The sequence below is a fragment of the Luteococcus sediminum genome (genome assembly GCF_054783495.1).
Window position 1 is genome coordinate 1 of record NZ_BAAGQL010000041.1, and the last position, 17,679, is coordinate 17,679.

At 68.6% G+C, this 17,679-nt stretch carries 19 protein-coding genes; 15 read left to right on the forward strand and 4 right to left on the reverse strand.

Going from position 1 to position 17,679, the window contains the following annotated elements; all coding sequences use genetic code 11:
- Positions 1 to 844, forward strand: an 844-nt coding sequence (locus ACYVKA_RS13670) for an HAD family hydrolase (protein WP_460706237.1), incomplete at its 5' end; no start/stop codon positions are given.
- A gap of 817 nt (positions 845 to 1,661) precedes the next feature.
- On the opposite strand, the gene ACYVKA_RS13675 is transcribed toward ACYVKA_RS13670, so the two are convergent.
- On the reverse strand, positions 1,662 to 2,225 hold the full coding sequence (locus tag ACYVKA_RS13675; RefSeq protein ID WP_460706239.1) for a TetR/AcrR family transcriptional regulator: 564 nt from the start codon (positions 2,223 to 2,225) through the stop codon (positions 1,662 to 1,664).
- 109 nt (positions 2,226 to 2,334) lie between these two features.
- On the opposite strand from ACYVKA_RS13675, the gene ACYVKA_RS13680 reads away from it, so the two are divergent.
- Positions 2,335 to 2,856 carry an HXXEE domain-containing protein gene (locus ACYVKA_RS13680; protein ID WP_460706240.1) on the forward strand — a complete coding sequence of 174 codons (522 nt, stop codon included), beginning with the start codon at positions 2,335 to 2,337 and terminating at the stop codon, positions 2,854 to 2,856.
- Positions 2,853 to 3,302: an HXXEE domain-containing protein gene (locus ACYVKA_RS13685; RefSeq protein ID WP_094763710.1), complete on the forward strand. Its 450-nt coding sequence runs from the start codon at positions 2,853 to 2,855 to the stop codon at positions 3,300 to 3,302. Before ACYVKA_RS13680 ends, ACYVKA_RS13685 begins: the two co-directional genes overlap by 4 nt.
- A 97-nt stretch (positions 3,303 to 3,399) precedes the next feature.
- On the opposite strand, the gene ACYVKA_RS13690 is transcribed toward ACYVKA_RS13685, so the two are convergent.
- Both ACYVKA_RS13690 and ACYVKA_RS13695 read right to left on the reverse strand, forming a co-directional pair.
- Positions 3,400 to 3,732, reverse strand: a complete 333-nt coding sequence (locus tag ACYVKA_RS13690) for a TfoX/Sxy family protein (protein WP_094763709.1) — start codon at positions 3,730 to 3,732, stop codon at positions 3,400 to 3,402.
- 11 nt (positions 3,733 to 3,743) lie between these two features.
- On the reverse strand, positions 3,744 to 4,358 hold the full coding sequence (locus ACYVKA_RS13695; RefSeq protein WP_179110573.1) for a maleylpyruvate isomerase family mycothiol-dependent enzyme: 615 nt from the start codon (positions 4,356 to 4,358) through the stop codon (positions 3,744 to 3,746).
- A gap of 235 nt (positions 4,359 to 4,593) precedes the next feature.
- Between ACYVKA_RS13695 and ACYVKA_RS13700 the strand changes: the two genes are divergently transcribed.
- From ACYVKA_RS13700 to ACYVKA_RS13755, 12 genes are all read left to right on the forward strand, one after another.
- The gene (locus ACYVKA_RS13700) at positions 4,594 to 5,403 is read left to right on the forward strand and encodes a hypothetical protein (RefSeq protein WP_143813861.1); all 810 of its coding nucleotides are present in this window, start codon (positions 4,594 to 4,596) and stop codon (positions 5,401 to 5,403) included.
- Positions 5,400 to 6,269 carry a serine/threonine-protein kinase gene (locus tag ACYVKA_RS13705; RefSeq protein ID WP_460706242.1) on the forward strand — a complete coding sequence of 290 codons (870 nt, stop codon included), beginning with the start codon at positions 5,400 to 5,402 and terminating at the stop codon, positions 6,267 to 6,269. The genes ACYVKA_RS13700 and ACYVKA_RS13705 overlap by 4 nt, the downstream gene beginning before the upstream one ends.
- Complete coding sequence (locus tag ACYVKA_RS13710) at positions 6,269 to 6,592, forward strand: hypothetical protein (RefSeq protein WP_211336695.1); 324 nt, start codon at positions 6,269 to 6,271, stop codon at positions 6,590 to 6,592. The genes ACYVKA_RS13705 and ACYVKA_RS13710 overlap by 1 nt, the downstream gene beginning before the upstream one ends.
- Before the next feature lies 1 nt (position 6,593).
- On the forward strand, positions 6,594 to 7,385 hold the full coding sequence (locus tag ACYVKA_RS13715) for a hypothetical protein (RefSeq protein ID WP_460706244.1): 792 nt from the start codon (positions 6,594 to 6,596) through the stop codon (positions 7,383 to 7,385).
- A 6-nt stretch (positions 7,386 to 7,391) separates the two neighbouring features.
- Positions 7,392 to 8,960 carry a TrbL/VirB6 family protein gene (locus ACYVKA_RS13720; protein WP_460706246.1) on the forward strand — a complete coding sequence of 523 codons (1,569 nt, stop codon included), beginning with the start codon at positions 7,392 to 7,394 and terminating at the stop codon, positions 8,958 to 8,960.
- The gene (locus tag ACYVKA_RS13725; RefSeq protein WP_460706248.1) at positions 8,957 to 10,459 is read left to right on the forward strand and encodes an SCO6880 family protein; all 1,503 of its coding nucleotides are present in this window, start codon (positions 8,957 to 8,959) and stop codon (positions 10,457 to 10,459) included. The genes ACYVKA_RS13720 and ACYVKA_RS13725 overlap by 4 nt, the downstream gene beginning before the upstream one ends.
- Positions 10,459 to 11,964, forward strand: a complete 1,506-nt coding sequence (locus ACYVKA_RS13730) for an ATP-binding protein (RefSeq protein ID WP_460706250.1) — start codon at positions 10,459 to 10,461, stop codon at positions 11,962 to 11,964. The genes ACYVKA_RS13725 and ACYVKA_RS13730 overlap by 1 nt, the downstream gene beginning before the upstream one ends.
- 2 nt (positions 11,965 to 11,966) lie before the next feature.
- Positions 11,967 to 13,493, forward strand: coding sequence for a peptidoglycan DD-metalloendopeptidase family protein (locus ACYVKA_RS13735; RefSeq protein WP_460706252.1), 1,527 nt, complete (start codon positions 11,967 to 11,969; stop codon positions 13,491 to 13,493).
- 188 nt (positions 13,494 to 13,681) lie between these two features.
- Positions 13,682 to 14,779 carry a tyrosine-type recombinase/integrase gene (locus ACYVKA_RS13740; protein ID WP_460706254.1) on the forward strand — a complete coding sequence of 366 codons (1,098 nt, stop codon included), beginning with the start codon at positions 13,682 to 13,684 and terminating at the stop codon, positions 14,777 to 14,779.
- Entirely contained in the window at positions 14,776 to 16,017 is a 1,242-nt protein-coding gene (locus ACYVKA_RS13745) for a tyrosine-type recombinase/integrase (RefSeq protein WP_460706256.1), read from the forward strand. The genes ACYVKA_RS13740 and ACYVKA_RS13745 overlap by 4 nt, the downstream gene beginning before the upstream one ends.
- Before the next feature lie 13 nt (positions 16,018 to 16,030).
- Entirely contained in the window at positions 16,031 to 16,261 is a 231-nt protein-coding gene (locus ACYVKA_RS13750; protein ID WP_460706258.1) for a hypothetical protein, read from the forward strand.
- Between the two features lie 83 nt (positions 16,262 to 16,344).
- A complete protein-coding gene (locus ACYVKA_RS13755; RefSeq protein ID WP_460706260.1) occupies positions 16,345 to 16,980 on the forward strand; it encodes a LysE family translocator in 636 nt (211 codons plus the stop codon).
- A 46-nt stretch (positions 16,981 to 17,026) separates the two neighbouring features.
- On the opposite strand, the gene ACYVKA_RS13760 is transcribed toward ACYVKA_RS13755, so the two are convergent.
- On the reverse strand, positions 17,027 to 17,548 hold the full coding sequence (locus ACYVKA_RS13760) for a GNAT family N-acetyltransferase (protein ID WP_460706262.1): 522 nt from the start codon (positions 17,546 to 17,548) through the stop codon (positions 17,027 to 17,029).
- Between the last annotated feature and the right edge of the window lie 131 nt (positions 17,549 to 17,679).

Below are 17,679 nucleotides of genomic sequence, written 5' to 3' on the forward strand. Positions count from 1 at the left end.
CACCACGGATTCCTCGTGGATCCAGGCCACCAATTGCCGAACTGCCAACGTGCTCGGGGCAACCTCCACAACGACGGGTGTCATGGTTCTATCGAACCATCCGGAGACTCGATCATCTGCCGCGACCAGCTCAGGCGGCCGCCCCGTAAGATCACGACCCGTGAGCACTCCTTCGGTCGTGGTCTTTGACATCGACGGCACCCTGATGGATCACGCTGCCTCGGCACGCTCTGGCTTGGAGGCCTGGGTTACCGGCTTGGGCCATCCCATGACCGACGCACTCGCCGCAGCCTGGACAACAGCCGAACAGCGACACTTCACCGCATGGCGGGACGGCGAGATCAGCTTCGTCGAGCAACGCCGCCGGCGGCTGCGTGACGTGCTGCCACTGCTCAGGGAACACGTCGGTGATGACGACGAACTCGATGAGGTCTTCACCGGCTATCTGCGAGCCTACGAGGCTGCCTGGCAGCCCTACCCGGACGTCGCCGAGTGCCTGGCGACGCTCCAGCAGCAGGGTCGCCGACTGGCGGTGCTCAGCAATGGCAGCGATGACCAGCAGCGCAAGAAGCTGGCCCTGATCGGCGTCGCCGGCTACTTTCCCGACGTGTTCACCGCCGAGAGCCTCGGCGCCGGGAAGCCCAACCGCGAGGCATACGACCGCACCGCCCATGCCCTGGGCATCCTGCCGAGCGAATGCCTCTACGTTGGTGACGACTATGACCTCGACGTCGTGGCGTCGCGCGCGGCTGGCTGGGTGGCCATCCATCTCGACAGGATCGGCCAGCGGCGCGAGGCGGACGCCATGGTCACACTTGCTCAGCTGCCCGCCTTGCTTGCCTGACAGACGTCCGCTTCTGCCGCGACGAGCGTGACCGCTCCACCGTGCCGATGACGGGTCGTCCCGTGGCCTCCCCGCGGTAGATTCCTGCACCGGGAAGAGAGTGGACAGCGACCGGCGCGGGACATCACCGGGGCGTGTGCCCCTGAGCGGGGGGGAGGCGCCCCGACACCTCCCGTCGAGGAGTGAGCGCCACGGACCCGGCCCGGCTCGAACGGGCTGCCACCCTCGCCAGCGACGGGCAGGACGCACCGTTACCGGGTGGGCGCGCCTTGGGCGGGTTCAGGTGCAGACTACGCGCACTTCTGCCGCGGAGCGCGGCAGACGGCCGTTGCCCTCCAGGCCAAACGCCCTTGGGGGTTCTATTCTCGCGACATGACTGACACTGCCGCCCGAGCACGCCGGATCACTGTCGTCCTGTTCGACCAGTTCGAGCTGCTCGACGTCTTCCACGTCCCACTACCTGGTTGACGTGGTCACTATGGCCTGAGTCCGTCGACTTGGGATCGCGGCGTCAAGGACCTCGAGACAGTGGGGCTCCTGACTACTGAAACGAAGGTCGTCAAGGACCGGATGAGTCCAGAGAGACCCGGCGTCCACTTTCAGCTTCACTCGCAGGCCTTGGACCTTGCTCCCGAAGTTGCACGGACGAAGCTAGTCAAGTGAACGCCCAAGGCGCTCAGGGCTTGTCTCATTCTGCTGTCCCGGGGCAGTCGCATTGTGGCGATCCGCCGGCTGGCCGAGTCTCACTTGGGTTGCGCCGGACATGTTTGGCGCCTCGCACAATGAGACTGGAGGCACCAGAGTGAGACTTGATGGGTCACTGCTCGCGCTCCCTGCTTGGCTGGGGACGCACCCCGTCGAGAAGCAGGGAAACGAGGTCCTTCGCGTCCGCTTCAGTTGGCGTTTCGTGGAGGATCGCAAGGCGGTAGATCGCGGCTCCGATCATCGCATCAACCACCAATGGAGCATCAGCGTCAGCACGAAAGACCCCCCGAGCCTGGCCTCGGTGAAGGCAGTCGATCAGGGCGCCGCGCAGCGGGTCGATCAGGCGAGCGCGATACTCACGACGCAGCTGTGCATCGCCATGTCGATGGACCGTAAGGGCCAGGGGCGGAAGGGCCGGTCCGGCGGTCCGCAACGACCGGAGCCCCACAAGAGCGATTCGCTGCAGGTCCTCTTCTGGATCATCGGTGATCGTGACCTCACGCTCGCCGACCAGGTCGGCCATGGCGGCCACCACGAGGTGGGTCAGGCTGGGCCAACGGCGGTAGATGGTGGTCTTGGCGACGCCGCTTCGTCGGGCGATGTCGTCGATGCGCAGATCCGCCAGGCTCGACGCCGTCAGAAGTTCCCGGGTTGCGGGCAGCACGCGCTGCTCCACAGATGCATCGAGCGGGCGTCCACGAGAAGTCACGGGAACCACCCTGTCATGCCAGCCTGAATGGCGCTACCATGAGTAGCGAAACTGATGGTATCGAAATGGAGTGACCATGAACGGTGCACTGGAGGGTCGTGACCGATGGCTCGTCCCGTTGTCGCTGTGGGGCTCGTTCCTGGCCAATGACGGCGAGGAATGGCTCACCATGGCTGCGACGGCGCCGCAGACGATCGAGCGGCTCGGACTCTCGCGGCGCACACCTGCCGCGCTGCACCGTCCAAGCCAGCGTCATGTCGACGTCGGCATCGCGACCATGGGCCTGCTGTGCGCGGCGGCCGCCATCGACGGTGTGCGGACTCGCGGCCAGGGGTGGCTCTACCAGGATGTTCAGCTGGTTTTCGGGGTGCATGGCTGGGGACACCTCGCGGCAGCGGCGGCCTCGGGTGGCTATGTCACGGGAGTGGCGACCTCGCCCACCGTCGTCCTGCCGCAGTGGTGGTGGGCACGTCGTCGCCTTCGCCGGGCAGGGGTGGCAGACAACGCACGGCCAGTTCGTGCCGTCGCCCTGTGCGGTGGCTGGCTGCTGGCGGCGCATGGCCTCGGCTTGGCCGCGACCCGAAGGGAACAGAGATGAACAACCGGGACAAGGCGTGGGCATGGACCGCTGGCCTGATCGCCATCCATCAGGCCGAGGAGGTGCTCGTCTCGGTGGACGACTGGTTCCGACGGGTTGGCACCACGGGCAGCCCTTGGTTGGACCGGCACATCGATGGCAACTGGATGGCCGACCACAAGGCGTCGAAACGTCTCGCCGCCCAGGCCGCCCAGACGACGGCCCTGATGATGGCATGGCGCCTGTCCCGCGACAGTGATCTGGCAACGAGGACCCTCACGAGCATCCTGGTGGCGGGCTGGTCGGCGGCCTTCGGGATGCACATCGCCGCGTCGATCCACACCAGGACGGTGATGCCCGGAACGTCCACCTCGGTGATACCCGGCTGGCTGGGATCGGCCATCGTCATGCGGCAGGTGCGCACCCTCACAAACTCGGCTGACAGACCAGCACCACCTCCGGACTGAGCTCGAAGGCCACGGCACTGCTCGACGCGATCGGTAGAGGATGGGATCGTTCTTCCGTCTGAGACGGAGCATATGGGGGGCTTGAGCCAGCCGATCGTTACTGCTTGGCGTGGTGGCGCAAAGCCGCCTGGATCCAGACCTGGAGGTCCTCGTCGGTTTTGATTGCCTCTGCGTCGACTGCGATCCACCCGACGCCCATGATGCGGTCCTTGCCCATCTCGCCGCGTTTCGCGCCGGGCTTGCTGAGGAGTTGGGGATCTTCGTCGGGCGCGACTCGCACGAGGAGTGCTCCGCCGCCGGCCGAGGCGGTGCAGAGCATCCGGTCGTCGACCATGAAGGCCAACCCGCCGAACATCTTCACCTCTCGGAGAGTCTGCTGGTCATCGAGTAGTGCGCGGATACGGCGTGCGAGGTTCTCGTCGTGGGCCATGGCGGTTCTCCTCAGGCTGAGCGGGGAGGCACGGCGCCGGTGAGCTGGTCCCATCCGGCGACGCGTCCGGCCAGGGCCAGCAGGATCGCCCGCGCCGGGGCGGTGACCAGAGGGCCGTCGCCGTGGCTCCAGTCGATGTCGTCGGCTTCCAGTCGCACCCCGTTCAGTTGTCTGCTGGCGGCGCGTGACTTCGGGCTCGGTTCGGCGAGGTGCTCCAGGGCCACGGCGAGGTGCTCGTCGGGGACGTGGTGGGTGAGGCCGAGTGGGGTGGTGATGTCGAGCCCGTGGACGATGACGTCGGTCAGCGGCGCCTCGGGTCCCTGGCCGGGCGGGGCGAAGCGGTGGTCGGCCTTGTCGCGCAGGATCTCGACGATCTGGGCGAACGGCCGCTGCGCCTGCTTTCGAGCGAGGGCGTTGTTGGCGACATCGAAGTTGCCGCGGTGGCGCAGCATCGCCGCCATGAAACCGAGCATGCCGACCTCCATCGGCATGACCAGGTGCGCGGCCACCTGCTTGACGGTCCACTCGCTGCACAGGCTCTGGGCCTCTTGCTGGTCCGGGGTGAGGTCTTCGAGCAGGTCGGCAAGGGAACGACGCTCGCTGGCGATGACCGAGAACAAGTCCATGACCCAAGTCAAACACGTCGTGGGCCACGTTGGCCGGTGGCAGCTCTGATCGCTCGCTGGAGCGCCGGTCGCACGGGCTTTCGGGGGAACGCTGTGCTGGCTAGGCGTTTCTCCCATCGATGGTGTCGTGTTTCCCGTGCGTTCCCCCAGCAGTCTGGGCTGTGGAGGAACGAAAGTGAGGACGTTGTTGTGTCCATCTGTGTCCATGACAGGCACCCACGACAGGGAGATGGACATGGACACGTTGCGCGAGGCGCTGGGCACTGATTTTCTGCTGCAGGCGGCTGATCGGCTGGCCCCGGGGTGGGGGATCAGTCATCCGGATCTGGGCTTGCTGAGGTCGGTCGACGATTTCCGTCGGGCGTCGCGGACGGGCGATGTGATGGCCCGTGATGATGTGCTGATCGCGCTGGCGGGGCTGGCTCATGTGGAGGGCGAGAACTGTCCGGAGGCGGCGGCGGTGTTGTGCGAGCTGTTGATTCCGGGGACGCTGGCGAAGCTTCGTCGGCATCGTCCGGGGTCGTTGCCGATGTCGGCGTTGTGTGACGTGGCGGCGCAGCATCTGTGGATGGGGGCGCGGACCTTTGAGTGGCGGTCGCGCCGCAAGGTGGCGGCCTCGATCCAGTGGCAGGTGCGTCGGGCGACGTTCGCGGATCTGGGGATCCAGGCGAAGGACCGTGGCGATCGGACGTGGGCGAACACGCAGCCGATGGACGACCAGGTGTTGGAGGGATTGATGGTCGACGACGCCAGCACTGAGCCGTGGGTGGAGCCGGCCGAGGAGTTGTCGGCGGTGTTGCAGCAGGCGGCGCGGGTTGGGGCGGTGACTCCGGATGACGCAGCGCTGTTGCGACTGGTGGTGTCGGTGGGCCATGAGGTGCCGACCCGGAGGGTGGGTGTGCACGGTTTGATGTCGCGGCAGGCGTCGGCGGTGGTGGCGCAGCAGCTGGGGATCTCGCCGAGTTCGGCGCGGCGTCGGGTGGGGCGGGTGCTGGGCCGGTTGCAGGACGCGAACCGGCAGGGTCTGTTCCTGGACGTGGCGTGAGCACCGACCAGCCGGTGGCGGGTTGGGTCGACGTGACCACACCACCAGTTTCGATGTCCGGGTTGGCGCCGAGCGTGGCGGAGCTGCGCCGCGCCTGGGATGCCGTCAGCCAGGGCCGCTATGCCCGCCCCGACCCCATCCAGCCGTCGCCCGTCACCTTGGCCGTGGCTGGGCCCGGGCCGGATGGCGAGGAGGCGTCGGTGTCGGCGTGGCGGCCGGCTGAGCCATTGGTTGTGGTGGTGGGTGCGCATGCGCAGGCAGGCGCGTCGACGGTGGCGTTGGCGGTGGCGCAGGCCGATCCGTGCGCGCGGCTGCTGGAAATCAGCCTGCCGGCCTGCTCGGGGTTGGCCGGTGCTGGGTCGGCGGAGTTGGGGGAGTTGTCGTCATGGGTGCGTTCGCAGCGCGACGGGGTGGTGATCGAACGACCCGCCACTGTCGAGGCGGGTGATCCGTTGCCGCTGGATCGGGTGGTGCGGCGCACGGTGTTGGATGCCGGCGTCCAGCCGTGCGCGTCCGGGCCCGGGTGGGTTGCGGCGACGGTCGCTGCCGCGGAGGTGGTTGTGGTGGTGGCGGCCGGGACGGTGCCGGGCATTCGTCGCCTCGAGGTGGCGGTCGACGAGCTGGGCTCGCAGCGGTGCGTCACGGTGGTGCGGGCGGTGTCGGGTGGTCGGTTGCCGCGTCAGGTGCACGCGGCGATGGGGCCGGTTCTGCAGCGGCTGGTCGACGAGCACCGGTGGGCGGTGATGCCGTGCGATGGCCGGTTGTTGGTGACGGGGTTGTCTCCGGCGCCGTTGTCGAAGTCTGTGGTCTCGGCCGGGCACACCGTGCTCGGTCTGCTGAGCGAATGCGAGAAGGGGACGAAGTGATGCTCGACGTGGGATTGGTGCTGTTGGAGATCTGCCCGCTGGCGCCGCCTGGGGCGCAGAAGTATGCCGACCAGCTCACCGGTTATGTGCTGTGGGCGGTGTTGGCGATGTTCGTGGTCGGGGTGGTGGTCTCGATCGGCGCGATCGTGGCGGGGCGGATCTTCTCGATGCCGCATGCCAGCAAGGCCGGTGTGGTGGGCGTGGCTGTGGTCTTCCTGGCCGCGATCGCCTACCTGGTGCTGCCGTCGCTGATTTCGAGCATCACTGGCAGCGGCTGCATCGCCGATGCCCCCGGCGCACCAGCGGCCAGCCAGGAGCCGTGACATGACCGGCGACCAGCCCCAGCCGTGGAGCCGCCGCCGGTTGTGGGCGCTGTTGGCCGGTGTGTGCGTGGTTGGGTTGGCGCTGCTGGTTGGTTTGGGTGTCGCGATTCGCACGGCCTTCGTCCACGCCACCGGGACCAACACCCCGGCGGCAGCGACCCGCCCGGTTGAGGGGCGGGTTGATCGGGATGTGCTGTTGGCCGAGCCGATGCTGCAGGTGGCGCCGGCGGATGCGTTGGGTGGTGCTCCGGCGGTGGAGCCTGCGTCGGCGTTGACGGTGCCGAACTCGACCCGGACGGGTCCGGCGCGGGTGGTGACGGGTTTCCCGCGCACGCCGGAAGGTGCGGTGGGGCAGTTGGCGGCGATCGAGCAGACGGTGCTGTCCGAGATGGACGTGGCCCGCGCGGGCGAGGTGCATCGGGCATGGGTCGTCCCGGGTGCTGTGCCGGTCGACCAGTGGCCGTTGGTGCGGCACGTCCAGTCCTTCCTGGGCTCGGCGGGCATGACGGGACGCCTGGAGGCTGGGGCGCGGGTGACGGTGGATCCGGTCGCCGCTCAGGTCAAGGGCACCGATGGGCCGGACTGGGTGGTCGCGTGTGTGTTGGTGGACGTGCGGGCGCTGGTGCGGGTCGAGTCGCGGATGGCCTACGGCTATTGCGAGGCCATGGCGTGGCGCGGGGGCCGGTGGATGGTGGCCTCGCCTCGTGCGGCGGCCGTGGCCCCGTCGACCTGGCCGGGTACCGAGTTGGCGGCGCGGGCCGGGTGGCGCACCTGGCACGTCGCGGGGGAGTAGCCGGCGATGCTGTGGGATCCGTTCGGGGCGTTGGCTGATCGTGCGTCGAAGGTGGTGGTCGACGGGTGGACGGCGATGATGCTGAGCCTGTGGCAGGCCGGGCTGTGGCTGTTGCGGGTGGTGTTGAAGTTCGAGTCCGCGCTGCTCACCCCGGACGTGACGGAGCAGGGGCCGGCGCAGTTGGCCTACCGCTCCACGTTCTGGATGGCCGGGGCGTTGGCGGTGCTGATGGGGTTGGTGCAGCTGTTCGTCGTGCTGGCCCGACGCGACGGCAAGTCGTTGGGGCGGCTGGTGGTCGGGGCGGGCCAGTTCTGCATGGTGTGGGTGGCCTGGTTGAGCTACGGGGCGCTGGTGGTCTCGGCCTGTGGCGGGTTGAACCAGGCGTTGATGAAGAGCTTGTTGTCGATCGATGCGTGGGAGGCGTGGCAGCCGCTCAAGCCGTTGTCGGGTCAGGACGTCAGTGACGCCGTGCTGGCGACCGTGCTGGGGCTGATGGGGCTGTTCTTGTGGATCGCGGCGATCGCGCACTTCGTGATCCTGCTGGCCCGGGCCGGTGGGTTGTTGGTGCTGGCCGCGACCGCGCCGATCTCGGCGGCGGGTCTGTTGTCCGAGGTGGGACGTCCGTGGTTCTGGAAGTCGCTGCGCTGGTTCCACGCCGCCGCGCTGGCGCCGGTGTTGATGACCTTGACGATGGGCTTGGGGGTGCAGATGTCCAACGGCGTCGCACTGGGGTTGGCGACGGGGCCGGAGTCGGCGATCGGGACGGCGGTGCCGGGGGTGTTCATGATCCTGGTCTCGGCGGTGGCGCCGGTGGCGCTGTTCAAGTTGTTGGCCTTCGTCGACCCGGGCACCAACTCCGGTGCCGCGGTGCGCGCAGGCCTCGCCGGGGTGGGCGGCATCTCCGGCCTGCTCAGCGGGCTGGGTTCTGGTCTGGGCGGCAAGGCGTCCGGGACGAGCGCCTCCGAGACCGATGAGCACGGACGCTCTGCCGGCGAGCAGGCCTCCCAGGCCGCGACGGCGGCACGCTTCCAGAACGCCACACCGTCGACCAATTCCGCACCGGCCGGCAGGCCGTCTGCGGCTGCCGCCGGCGGCGGCACGGCATCCGCGGGTGGTTCTGCAGCTGAAGGGGGTGCTGCGGCGGGGGTGTTGGGTGTGGCGGCGGCGATTGGTGCGGCCGCGGCGACGGGTCTGCGGACGATGGCCCACCTGGGTGGGGCGGGGTCGGCGTTGTTCAGCGATGCCACCAACCAGCTCGGGGTGGGGCACAACACCTATCAGCCGGACTTCACCCGTACCCCCGGACAGGGCAGTGGTGGTGCGCCGCAGGGTCTGGCGGAGGCCGACGCCGATGCCGCCAACGGCAACGACGGCACCCTGCCGACCCCGTCCAGCGCGCCACCGACGCTCGACGAACCGACCGTCCAGCCGCTGCCACCCCAGCACCCCATGCCACCACCGGCACCCCACCAAGGGGCAGGACAGCGGCCAGCCCCACAACGTCCCGGCACCGCTCCGACCCCGGGTCAGCACGGGCCGAAGCCGGGCGTGACTGATGAAGGAGGCAGGTCGTGACGATCTACAGCGACTACACGCGGGACCGGATTGGGTGGTTCTTCGGGCTACACGCCTGGCAGCTGGCGGCCGTGTCGGTGTCGACGCTGCCGGTCTTCTGGGCCATCCAGCGCCAGGCGTGGCTGTCGATGCTGCTGTTCAGCCTGGTGTGGGCGGTGGTGGTGCTGGTGACGGCGGTGCAGGTGAAGGGCCGCCCGATGCTGGGCTGGTTGTGGGCGTTGACGTGCTTCACCGTGGGCGCCGCGACGGGGGCGCGTCGGTTCACCGCCCGCGCCGCCCAGGGCAAGGCCACCAACCCGGAACAGGTCGATCTGCCCGGGGTGTTGGCGGGGGTGGAGATCCACGACGGCCCACCGACCGGGGCGGCGGCACGGCGGGTGGCGTTGGTGCAGAACCACGCGGCCCGCACCTGGGCGGTGACCTGTGCGGTGACCCATCCCGGGATCGGGATGAGCAACCTGGACGAACGAGCGCGGCAGGCCGCTGGCCTGTCGAGCCTGATCGATGCGACGGCGCGGGCGGAGTTGGCCGACGAGCTGATCGTGCAGGTCCGCACCGTGCCCGACGACGGGGCGGAACGCTCGATCTGGGTGGAGCAGCACCGCCGCCCCACCACGCAGGGACTGTCGCGTCGGGTGAATGATGACCTGCATCGCTCGTTGTCCAGGGCGAGCGTGCGCACCGAGGCGTTCGTCACCGTCGTCGTGCCCGAGGCCCGGCTGGCCCGGGTGGCACGGCATTCCGGTGGTGGGTTGGCTGGTCGGGCGCGGGTGCTGGGCAGTGTGATGGCCGAGGTCGAGGCGGCGCTGCGGGGCGGGTTGGGCATGACGCAGGTGTCGTGGCTCACGTCGCCGGAGTTGGCGTTGGCCTGTCGCAGTGGCTTCGCGCCGGGCGACCGGGCCGGGATCGTCCAGGCTCTGGCTGAGCACCAGCACGACCCAAGGGTGGAGGCGGGGGTGCCGTGGGCGATGGCTGGTCCGTCGGGGGCGGAGGCGACGGTGCGGCACTACTCCCATGATGCGTGGAACTCGATCAGCGCGACGGTGATGCTGCCCGCCAACGGGGCGGCGTTGGGGGCGTTGGCGCCGGTGCTGACCCCGGATGAGGCGGGGGAGCGGCGCTCGTACATGGTGTGTTTCCCGATCCTGACCCAGCAGCGCGCCGAGCGGCACAGCGACTCGGCCGAGTTCGCCGCCGACATGGGCGGTGAGCTGCGCCGCCGCGCGGGGGTGAAGGCCAAGGCCCGTCACCGCAACGACGCCGCCAAGGCGCACGGCGTTGACGAGAAACTGGCCCGCGGCGCCGCGCTGATGCGCCCGTATGCCGTGTGCACCGTCACCGCGCCCAAGACCGTCGCGATCGCCGACTACGGACGACGACTCGACGCGTCCATCCGCCGTGCCGGGTTCGCGCCGCTGCGCCTTGACCTGGCCCAGGACGCCGGCTTCCTGGCCTCCACCATCCCGCTTGGCCTCGGGCTGACCAGGACGGTGAACTGATGCCCACCCGTACCGGACGCGACGTCGCCCACCTGCTGGCCGACTTCGGCCACGGCCTGCCCACCCCACCCTCGCCACCAGTCCGTGGCAGGGAAGGCAGGTTGTTCCACCACGCCCCAGCACGCGGTGCGTTCCGGCGGGGCCGCGGCTGGGCACCGTCCGGGGCGCCGGTGGCGGCGTGGCGGATGACTTCCGACCAGGTCGGGGTGTGGTGGCCGTTCATCGCCACCCCCGGCCTGCCACCCACCGGCGCGCAGATGGGCATCGACCAGCTCTCCGGCGGCTCCTTCTACGCCGACCCACTCGGTTGGGTCCTCGACGACCAGATCCCCGTCACCAACCCCAACGTGATGGTCTGGGGCAAACCCGGACGCGGCAAGTCCGGCACCACCAAGGCCTTCCTGCTGCGCATGATGGACTTCGGCTACCGTGCCCTCATCCTGGGCGACCCCAAGGACGAGTACGAAGCCTTGTGCCACGCCCTGGGCGTCGAGCCCTTTGCCATCGGGCGCGGCTTGGCCACGCGTATCAATCCCCTCGACCTCGGCCCCCTCGCCGACGGCTGGCAGAGCTTGGGCCGGGCGGAGGCGCAGCGCCGTTCCGCGCTGGTCTTCAGCCGCTGGCTCACCCTCGTGCGCGGGCTGGTCGGGTCGCAGAAGGTGGGGGAGCAGCGCGTCCCCTTCGGGCCCTCCGACGAGGTCGTCGTCAAGACCGTCCTGGCGCACCTGTCCGGCTACCGCGATGCCGCCACCCGGTTGACCGAACCCACCATTCCGCAGCTGTGGCGAGCCCTCGATGAACCCACCGACGAGCTGGTCGCCGCGTGCCGCTACCGGGACCGGCGCCACTTCCTCGACGAAACCCGCCTGCTGCGCGACGCCCTGGGCCAACTCGTCTCTGGCGCCCTGGCCGGACTGTTCGACGACCACACCAGCATCCACGTCGACTGGCGCGCCCCCATCCAGTCCCTGTCCCTGTCCCGCCTCGAACCCTTCGGTGACGAAGCCGTCGGCATCGCCCTGACCTGCCTCAACTCCTGGGGACGCGCCATGCGCGAAGTCGCCGACCCCGGAGACATGCGCATCGTCGTGCGCGACGAAGCATGGAAACAGCTACGATTGGGCCCCGACGCGGTCAAGAGCTTCGACGCCGACCTGCGCTTCTCCCGCCGCGACGGCGACATCCAATGGGCCGTCATGCACAAACCCTCCGACCTGCTCTCGGCCGGAGACCACGGATCCCAGGCCACCACCATCGCCAAGGACCTCCTGCACCTGGCCGACATCAAGATCCTCCACGGACAGGACCGCGCCGTCGCGGCCGAACTCGAACACCTCCTCGGCCTGGGCCCCATCGCGCAGGACGTCATCACCACCTGGGCCATGCAAGGCAAAGGCCGAGCCCTCTGGCAGGTCGCCGACCAGCTCTACAAGGTCCAGACCTACCTCCACCCCCTCGAAGAACGCCTCACCTTCACCAACGACGCCATCGCCACAGCAGGCTGACCATGACCAAACTCCTCGCCACCCTCGGCGCCCTCATCACAGCGCTGCTGGCCGTGCCCATCGCCTGCGCCGCACTCGCAACCACCAGCAACGCCGCAGCCGAACCCGAGACGGTCACGGACCCGGCCTGTCTGCAAGCGGCGCCGGCGGCGGGGCAGTGGCGCGCCCCTCTGGCCACCGGCTACGCGATCACGTCACGGTTCGGGATGCGCCTGCATCCCGTCAGACGTGTGTGGAAGTTGCACAACGGGGTTGACCTCGTCGCCCCACCCGCCACCCCCGTCGTCGCCGCAGCCGGCGGCACCGTCACCACCGCCAGCCCACACCCGGCGTGGGGCAACCACGTCGTCATCCGCCACACGGGCGGCATCAGCACCCTGTATGCCCACCTCGCCACCATCAAGGGCGGGATCAAGCCCGGCAGTCGCGTGGCCGCCGGGCAGATGCTCGGGGTGCAGGGCTCCACCGGCTACTCGACCGGCGCGCACCTGCACTTCACCGTCACCGTCAACGGCACCGACGTCGACCCCCAACCCTTCATGACCAGCCACGGCGCCCCACTCGACGGCCACCCCACCACCACAACACCCGCCCGTCCCACGGCAGGGACCGTCGAGGGCGGTGTCGGGTTCGACCTACCCCAACCGGCCGTGCGACAGGACTCCCTGCACAACCCAGCCCTGCCCATCCCTGCAGAGGTGGAGAAGCTCTACAAGCTCGCAGCCACCAAGTACGGCCTGCCCTGGACGCTGCTGGCCGGTATCGGCATGGAAGAGACGGCCCACGGCCGCAACACCGCCACGAGCTCTGCCGGGGCGGAAGGGCTGATGCAGTTCATGCCCGCCACCTTCGCCCACTACGGCGTCGACGGAAACCACGACGGACGAGCCGTCATCACGGACCCGGCCGACAGCATCCACTCCGCCGCCAACTACCTCGTAGCCTCCGGCGCCCTCAAAGGCCCCGACGGTATCCGCCGCGCCCTGTTCGCATACAACAACGCCGACTGGTACGTCGGCGACGTCCTGCACTACGCCCACACCTACGGCGGAGGCACCGTCACCGGCACTACGACCGCCTGTGAACCAGGCATCGAAACATCCATCGGCTCCGGCACCGAGACTCTACCCGCCGGTCAGACTGGCCGTGTCTTGGCCTGGGCGAAGACCAAGCTCGGCGGCCCCTACGTGATGGGTGCAGCCGGGCCAACGGCCTACGACTGCTCCAGCTACGTCCAAGCCGCCTACCGCACCGCCGGCATCACCCTGCCCCGCACCGCCCAAGACCAACGCGACTGGCTCGCCGCCGGCCACGGCCAACGCATCCAACCAGGCCAGGAGAAGCCCGGCGACCTCATTTTCATCAACAGCTACCTCGGCCCCACCCGTGTCGGCCACGTCGCCCTCGTCTGGAACCCCAAAACCGAACAGACCATCGAAGCCGCCAGCAGCAGCCGGGGGATCGTCATAGGTGACTACCGCAACTGGACCAGCAAGCAGATCTTCGAGGTTTGGCGGGTTCCAGGCTGATGGAAGAGTGCCGCTGTCGAGCAGCGGCACTCCGATACCGTATCCGCCTAGTGGGAGGAAAACTCTGTACCGGACGATCAGGGCTTTGCGCGAGCGTAAGCATCCGACTTTGCTTGATATGTGGGTGATCTTCGGATCACGGGGGTGTCTAGGCTGGCTGGCATCCCGGGCTCCAATGGAGGTGTCCCATGGCCGCTGCCACACCCCGCCTGTTCCCTGCCGAACAACGCGCGGCAGGTCAGTCACCGGGCCGGTTCGGTGACCCGCTGGTCGACGACTACCTGGCCTTCCTCGCGGTCCGCGTCAGCCCGAACTCAGTGCTCGCGGCCTGGTACGACCTGCTCGTGTTCACCCGCCTGGTCGACAAGCCCGTGGTCGAGGTCACGCCACGCGACGTGATGGGCTTCATCACCGCCCAGCGCACCGGGCAGGACCACCTCCCAGCACGGCCCGTCACCACCGGGCCGCTCAAGCCGGTCTCGGCCCGCACGATCCACCGACGGCTGTCCACGATCAGCGGCTTCTACGCCTTCCTGAGCGTCCGCGGCGACATCACCACCAACCCTGTCCCGCGCGGGCTGCCGACCCGGCGGGAACGCAACCGCCCCCGGGAGGGCGTCCCGCTGGTCCGGCCACCACGCACACTGCCGACGATCCTGACCGCCCCCGAGGTCGACGCCCTCACGGCCGCGCTGCGCACCCACCGTGACCGGGCCATGGTCTCCGCGATGCTGCTCGGCGGCCTGCGCCGCTGCGAGGTCCTCGGCCTCCACCTCGAGGACCTCCACCCCGGCACGCGGCGTATCTTCGTTCGCGCCGGCAAGGGCGGACACCAGCGCCTGGTCCCGATCTCGGCAGTGTTCTTCGAGCACCTGGCCGCCTACCTCGACACCGAACGGCCCGCCGACACCACCACCGATGTCGTGTTCGTCAGCCTGAAACGACCCCACCGCGGCCAACCCCTCACCCCAGCCGGCCTGGACGAGGTCCTCGACTCCGCCAGACGCCGCGCCGACCTGCGGCACGCGACCTGTCACCAGCTGCGCCACACCTGCCTGACCCGCCTGCGCGAGGCCGGGATGCCGCTGGAGGCCATCCAGGCCCAGGCCGGACACGCCTCGATCGAGACCACCCGGATCTACCTCCACCTGGCCGACGACTGGCTCGCCACCCAGTACCGCAAGGCCTCCGAGGTCATCGACGCCCAAGTCTTCGTCGGCGTCCCCATCACGCCCACACCCGCGCCAGAACGGCCGATCATCCCCGGATTCAGGAGACTGCGATGACCACTCCCTACATGACCTGGGACCAGATCGTCCTGGCCAAACCCCGTCTGGGACAGACACTGCAGGACTATCTGACCCAAGTCGCCTGCGTCCTGCGACCCCGCAGTGTCGTCAACACGGACCAGACATTGCGCTGCTTCGCCCAGTTCCTCATCGAGCAACGTCCCGAACTCCAGTCGGTCGCAGAGGTCGGCCGCCAGGAGATCGAGGACTTCAAACCTTGGCTGATGGCCCGCCCTGGTCGTCAAGGCGGTGTCGTCAGCCCCGCGACACTGGCGCACCGGCTGGGGACACTGCGGGTGTTCTTCCTGCGCATCGATGAATGGGGCTGGCCCGAGGCCCCCAAGCGCGTCCCGATGTTCCACGGCGACGTCCCCAAACAGCACCACGCCCTGCCCAAGGCCCTCGACGACCCGACCGCCGCGAAGCTCCTGCGCGCCGCCCAGGCCGAGCCACGCATCCTGATTGGGCTGACGATCGAGTTCCTGCTGCGCACCGGACTACGGGTTGGTGAGTTCACCGGCCTCGCCTCTGACGCGATCGTCCTGATCGGGGACACTTACTGGCTCCACGTCCCGGTCGGCAAGCTCCACGAGGACCGCTACCTGCCCCTCCACCCACACCTGGTCGAGCTCGTCACCGCCTACCGCGACCGCTACGTCCCCGCCGACCACCCACTGCTGATCCCCCGGGAGAACGGCAAGGCCCTAGACCGCCACACCGTCACCCGATTCATCAACAAGGCCGGCGCCGCGGCTGGACTGGGCCACATGCATCCGCACCAGCTACGCCACACCCTCGCCACCCAGGCTATCAACCGCGGCATGAGCATCGAGGCCATCGCCGCCATGCTCGGCCACAAGAGCCTCGACATGACACTGGTCTATGCGAAGATCGCCAACCGCACCGTAGCCGAGGAGTACTTCCAGATCGCCGAGAAGGTCGACGCCCTCTACACCAGCCCGCCAATCCTGCCCGCGGACGACCTCGGCCCCAACATGGCCCGCCTCAACCGCGAACACCACCGCCTACTCGGCAACGGCTACTGCATCCGCCCCAAGGTCATGGACTGCGAGTTGGAGAACATCTGCGAGACCTGCACCTTCTTCCAGACCGGCATCGAGTTCCGCCCCATCCTCCTGGCCCAACACAACGACGCCTGCGCCAAAGGACAGACCCGACGCATGGCCATCTACGATCAACTCATCACCGAGATCGACACCACCCAAGCATCGTGACAAGGAGAACTGCATGGCCGAGAACACCAATCGAGGTTTGGCGGTCCGTCATCTCGCGCTGCTCGGTCTGGCTGTCTACGCCGTCCTCGACACCATCAAGTTCTTCGTCGTCGGCCACCTCTCGGCAGACAACTACGTCGGCTTGATCGTCATGGCTGTCTTCACTCTCATCACATACGGCGTCCACTGGGCCAATGCACGCAAGACAAAGGCAGCCAGCGACGACAGCCACACGGATGCTTGACATCGATCACCCGCATAATGCCGAGAGGCGCGCGTCGATGGAGTGGCGCCCTCCGCGAGACTTCCACCTGTCACAATGTTGGCATGGTCTCCCTCGCTGCAGTTCTTGGGTTCGGTCTGGCCGTGACCCCGGTAGTCCTCACGCCCGGGGCCAGTTTTACGCTTGTGAGCGGCCGCGGGATCGCGGGCGATCGGCGGGGCGCTTGGGCGACGATCGCTGGAACCGGTGCAGGCATCCTGACTCACGGCATCCTCGCCGGCGCAGGGCTGGCACTGGTGGTGATGCGCTCAGCCGAGGTGTACCGCCTCGTGCGGCTGGCCGGTGCGATCTACCTGGTGTGTCTGGGTGCTGTTCTGCTGTGGCGGGGGTTGCGTGGGCGCGCCACACCAGCGAACCGAGAGCAGGAGCCGGTGGAGGATCGCGATGGTCGTCGCGTGTGGCAGGCGTACGTGGCGAACGTCCTGAACGTGAAGGCTGCCTCGGTCTATCTGACCTTGGCCCCACAGTTCATCACCGCTGGCGGGGTCGGCGTCGGGTCCATGCTGATCCTGGCGGCGGCGCATGTCGCTGTGATGACGCTCTGGTTGGGGGCGTGGTCCCTCGGGTTGACGGCGGTGACGGCCCGGTTCAATCCCCAGCGGTGGATGCGTCGTGTCGACGTTGCGGGTGGCGCGGCACTCGTGTTCCTGGGACTTCGCACCGCCAGGCCGACGCCCTGATAGACCTCTCCCGCAACCGCAGGAACTGGAAGTCCCGGGCTACCTGTCAGAGGGGTCGCGTCATGACAACGCTGTCGTAGGTCTTGCCGTCCCAGTGGATGGTGTCGCGCTCGGCAAAACCCCACCTCCGGTACAACGCGACCAGCTGCGCGGCGGGTACTGCGGTGTCCAGACCGATCAGGGTCGCACCCTGGTCACGAGCCCACTGCACGCCGGTCCTGAACAGCATCCCCGCCAGTCCCGTGCCCTGCGCCCTTGGCGCCACGGCCAACTGGTTGAGCCACGCCGTCCCCGGCGTGGCAGCGGCCGGCCACTTCTCCAGCACGGGCGTATACGGAGGGAACGACACCGTGACTGTGCCCAAGAGCTGGCCGCCGCGTTCGGCCACCCAGCACGTCCCGGCCGCGGCGCGCCGCGCGGTCATCGCCACGTCCTGGTCGACTGCGGTGAAGTTCAGGCCCATGCCGGCCAACTCCGCATAGGCCTCGTGCAGCACGTCCGTCAACGGCGCCGCATCCCCCTCCTCGAACCGGCGTACCCGCACGTCTGTCTGATCCTTCGCGTCCATTCCCGCAGTCTAGAGAGCTGGCCATGCATCACTTCCACTACATCCGCTCATCAGCGTGAGGCGTTGTGTGTCAAGGCTGGGTCGGGTGTCCCGGGGTTTTCGTCGGTCCCTGCATAGGGCAATGGAGCTGG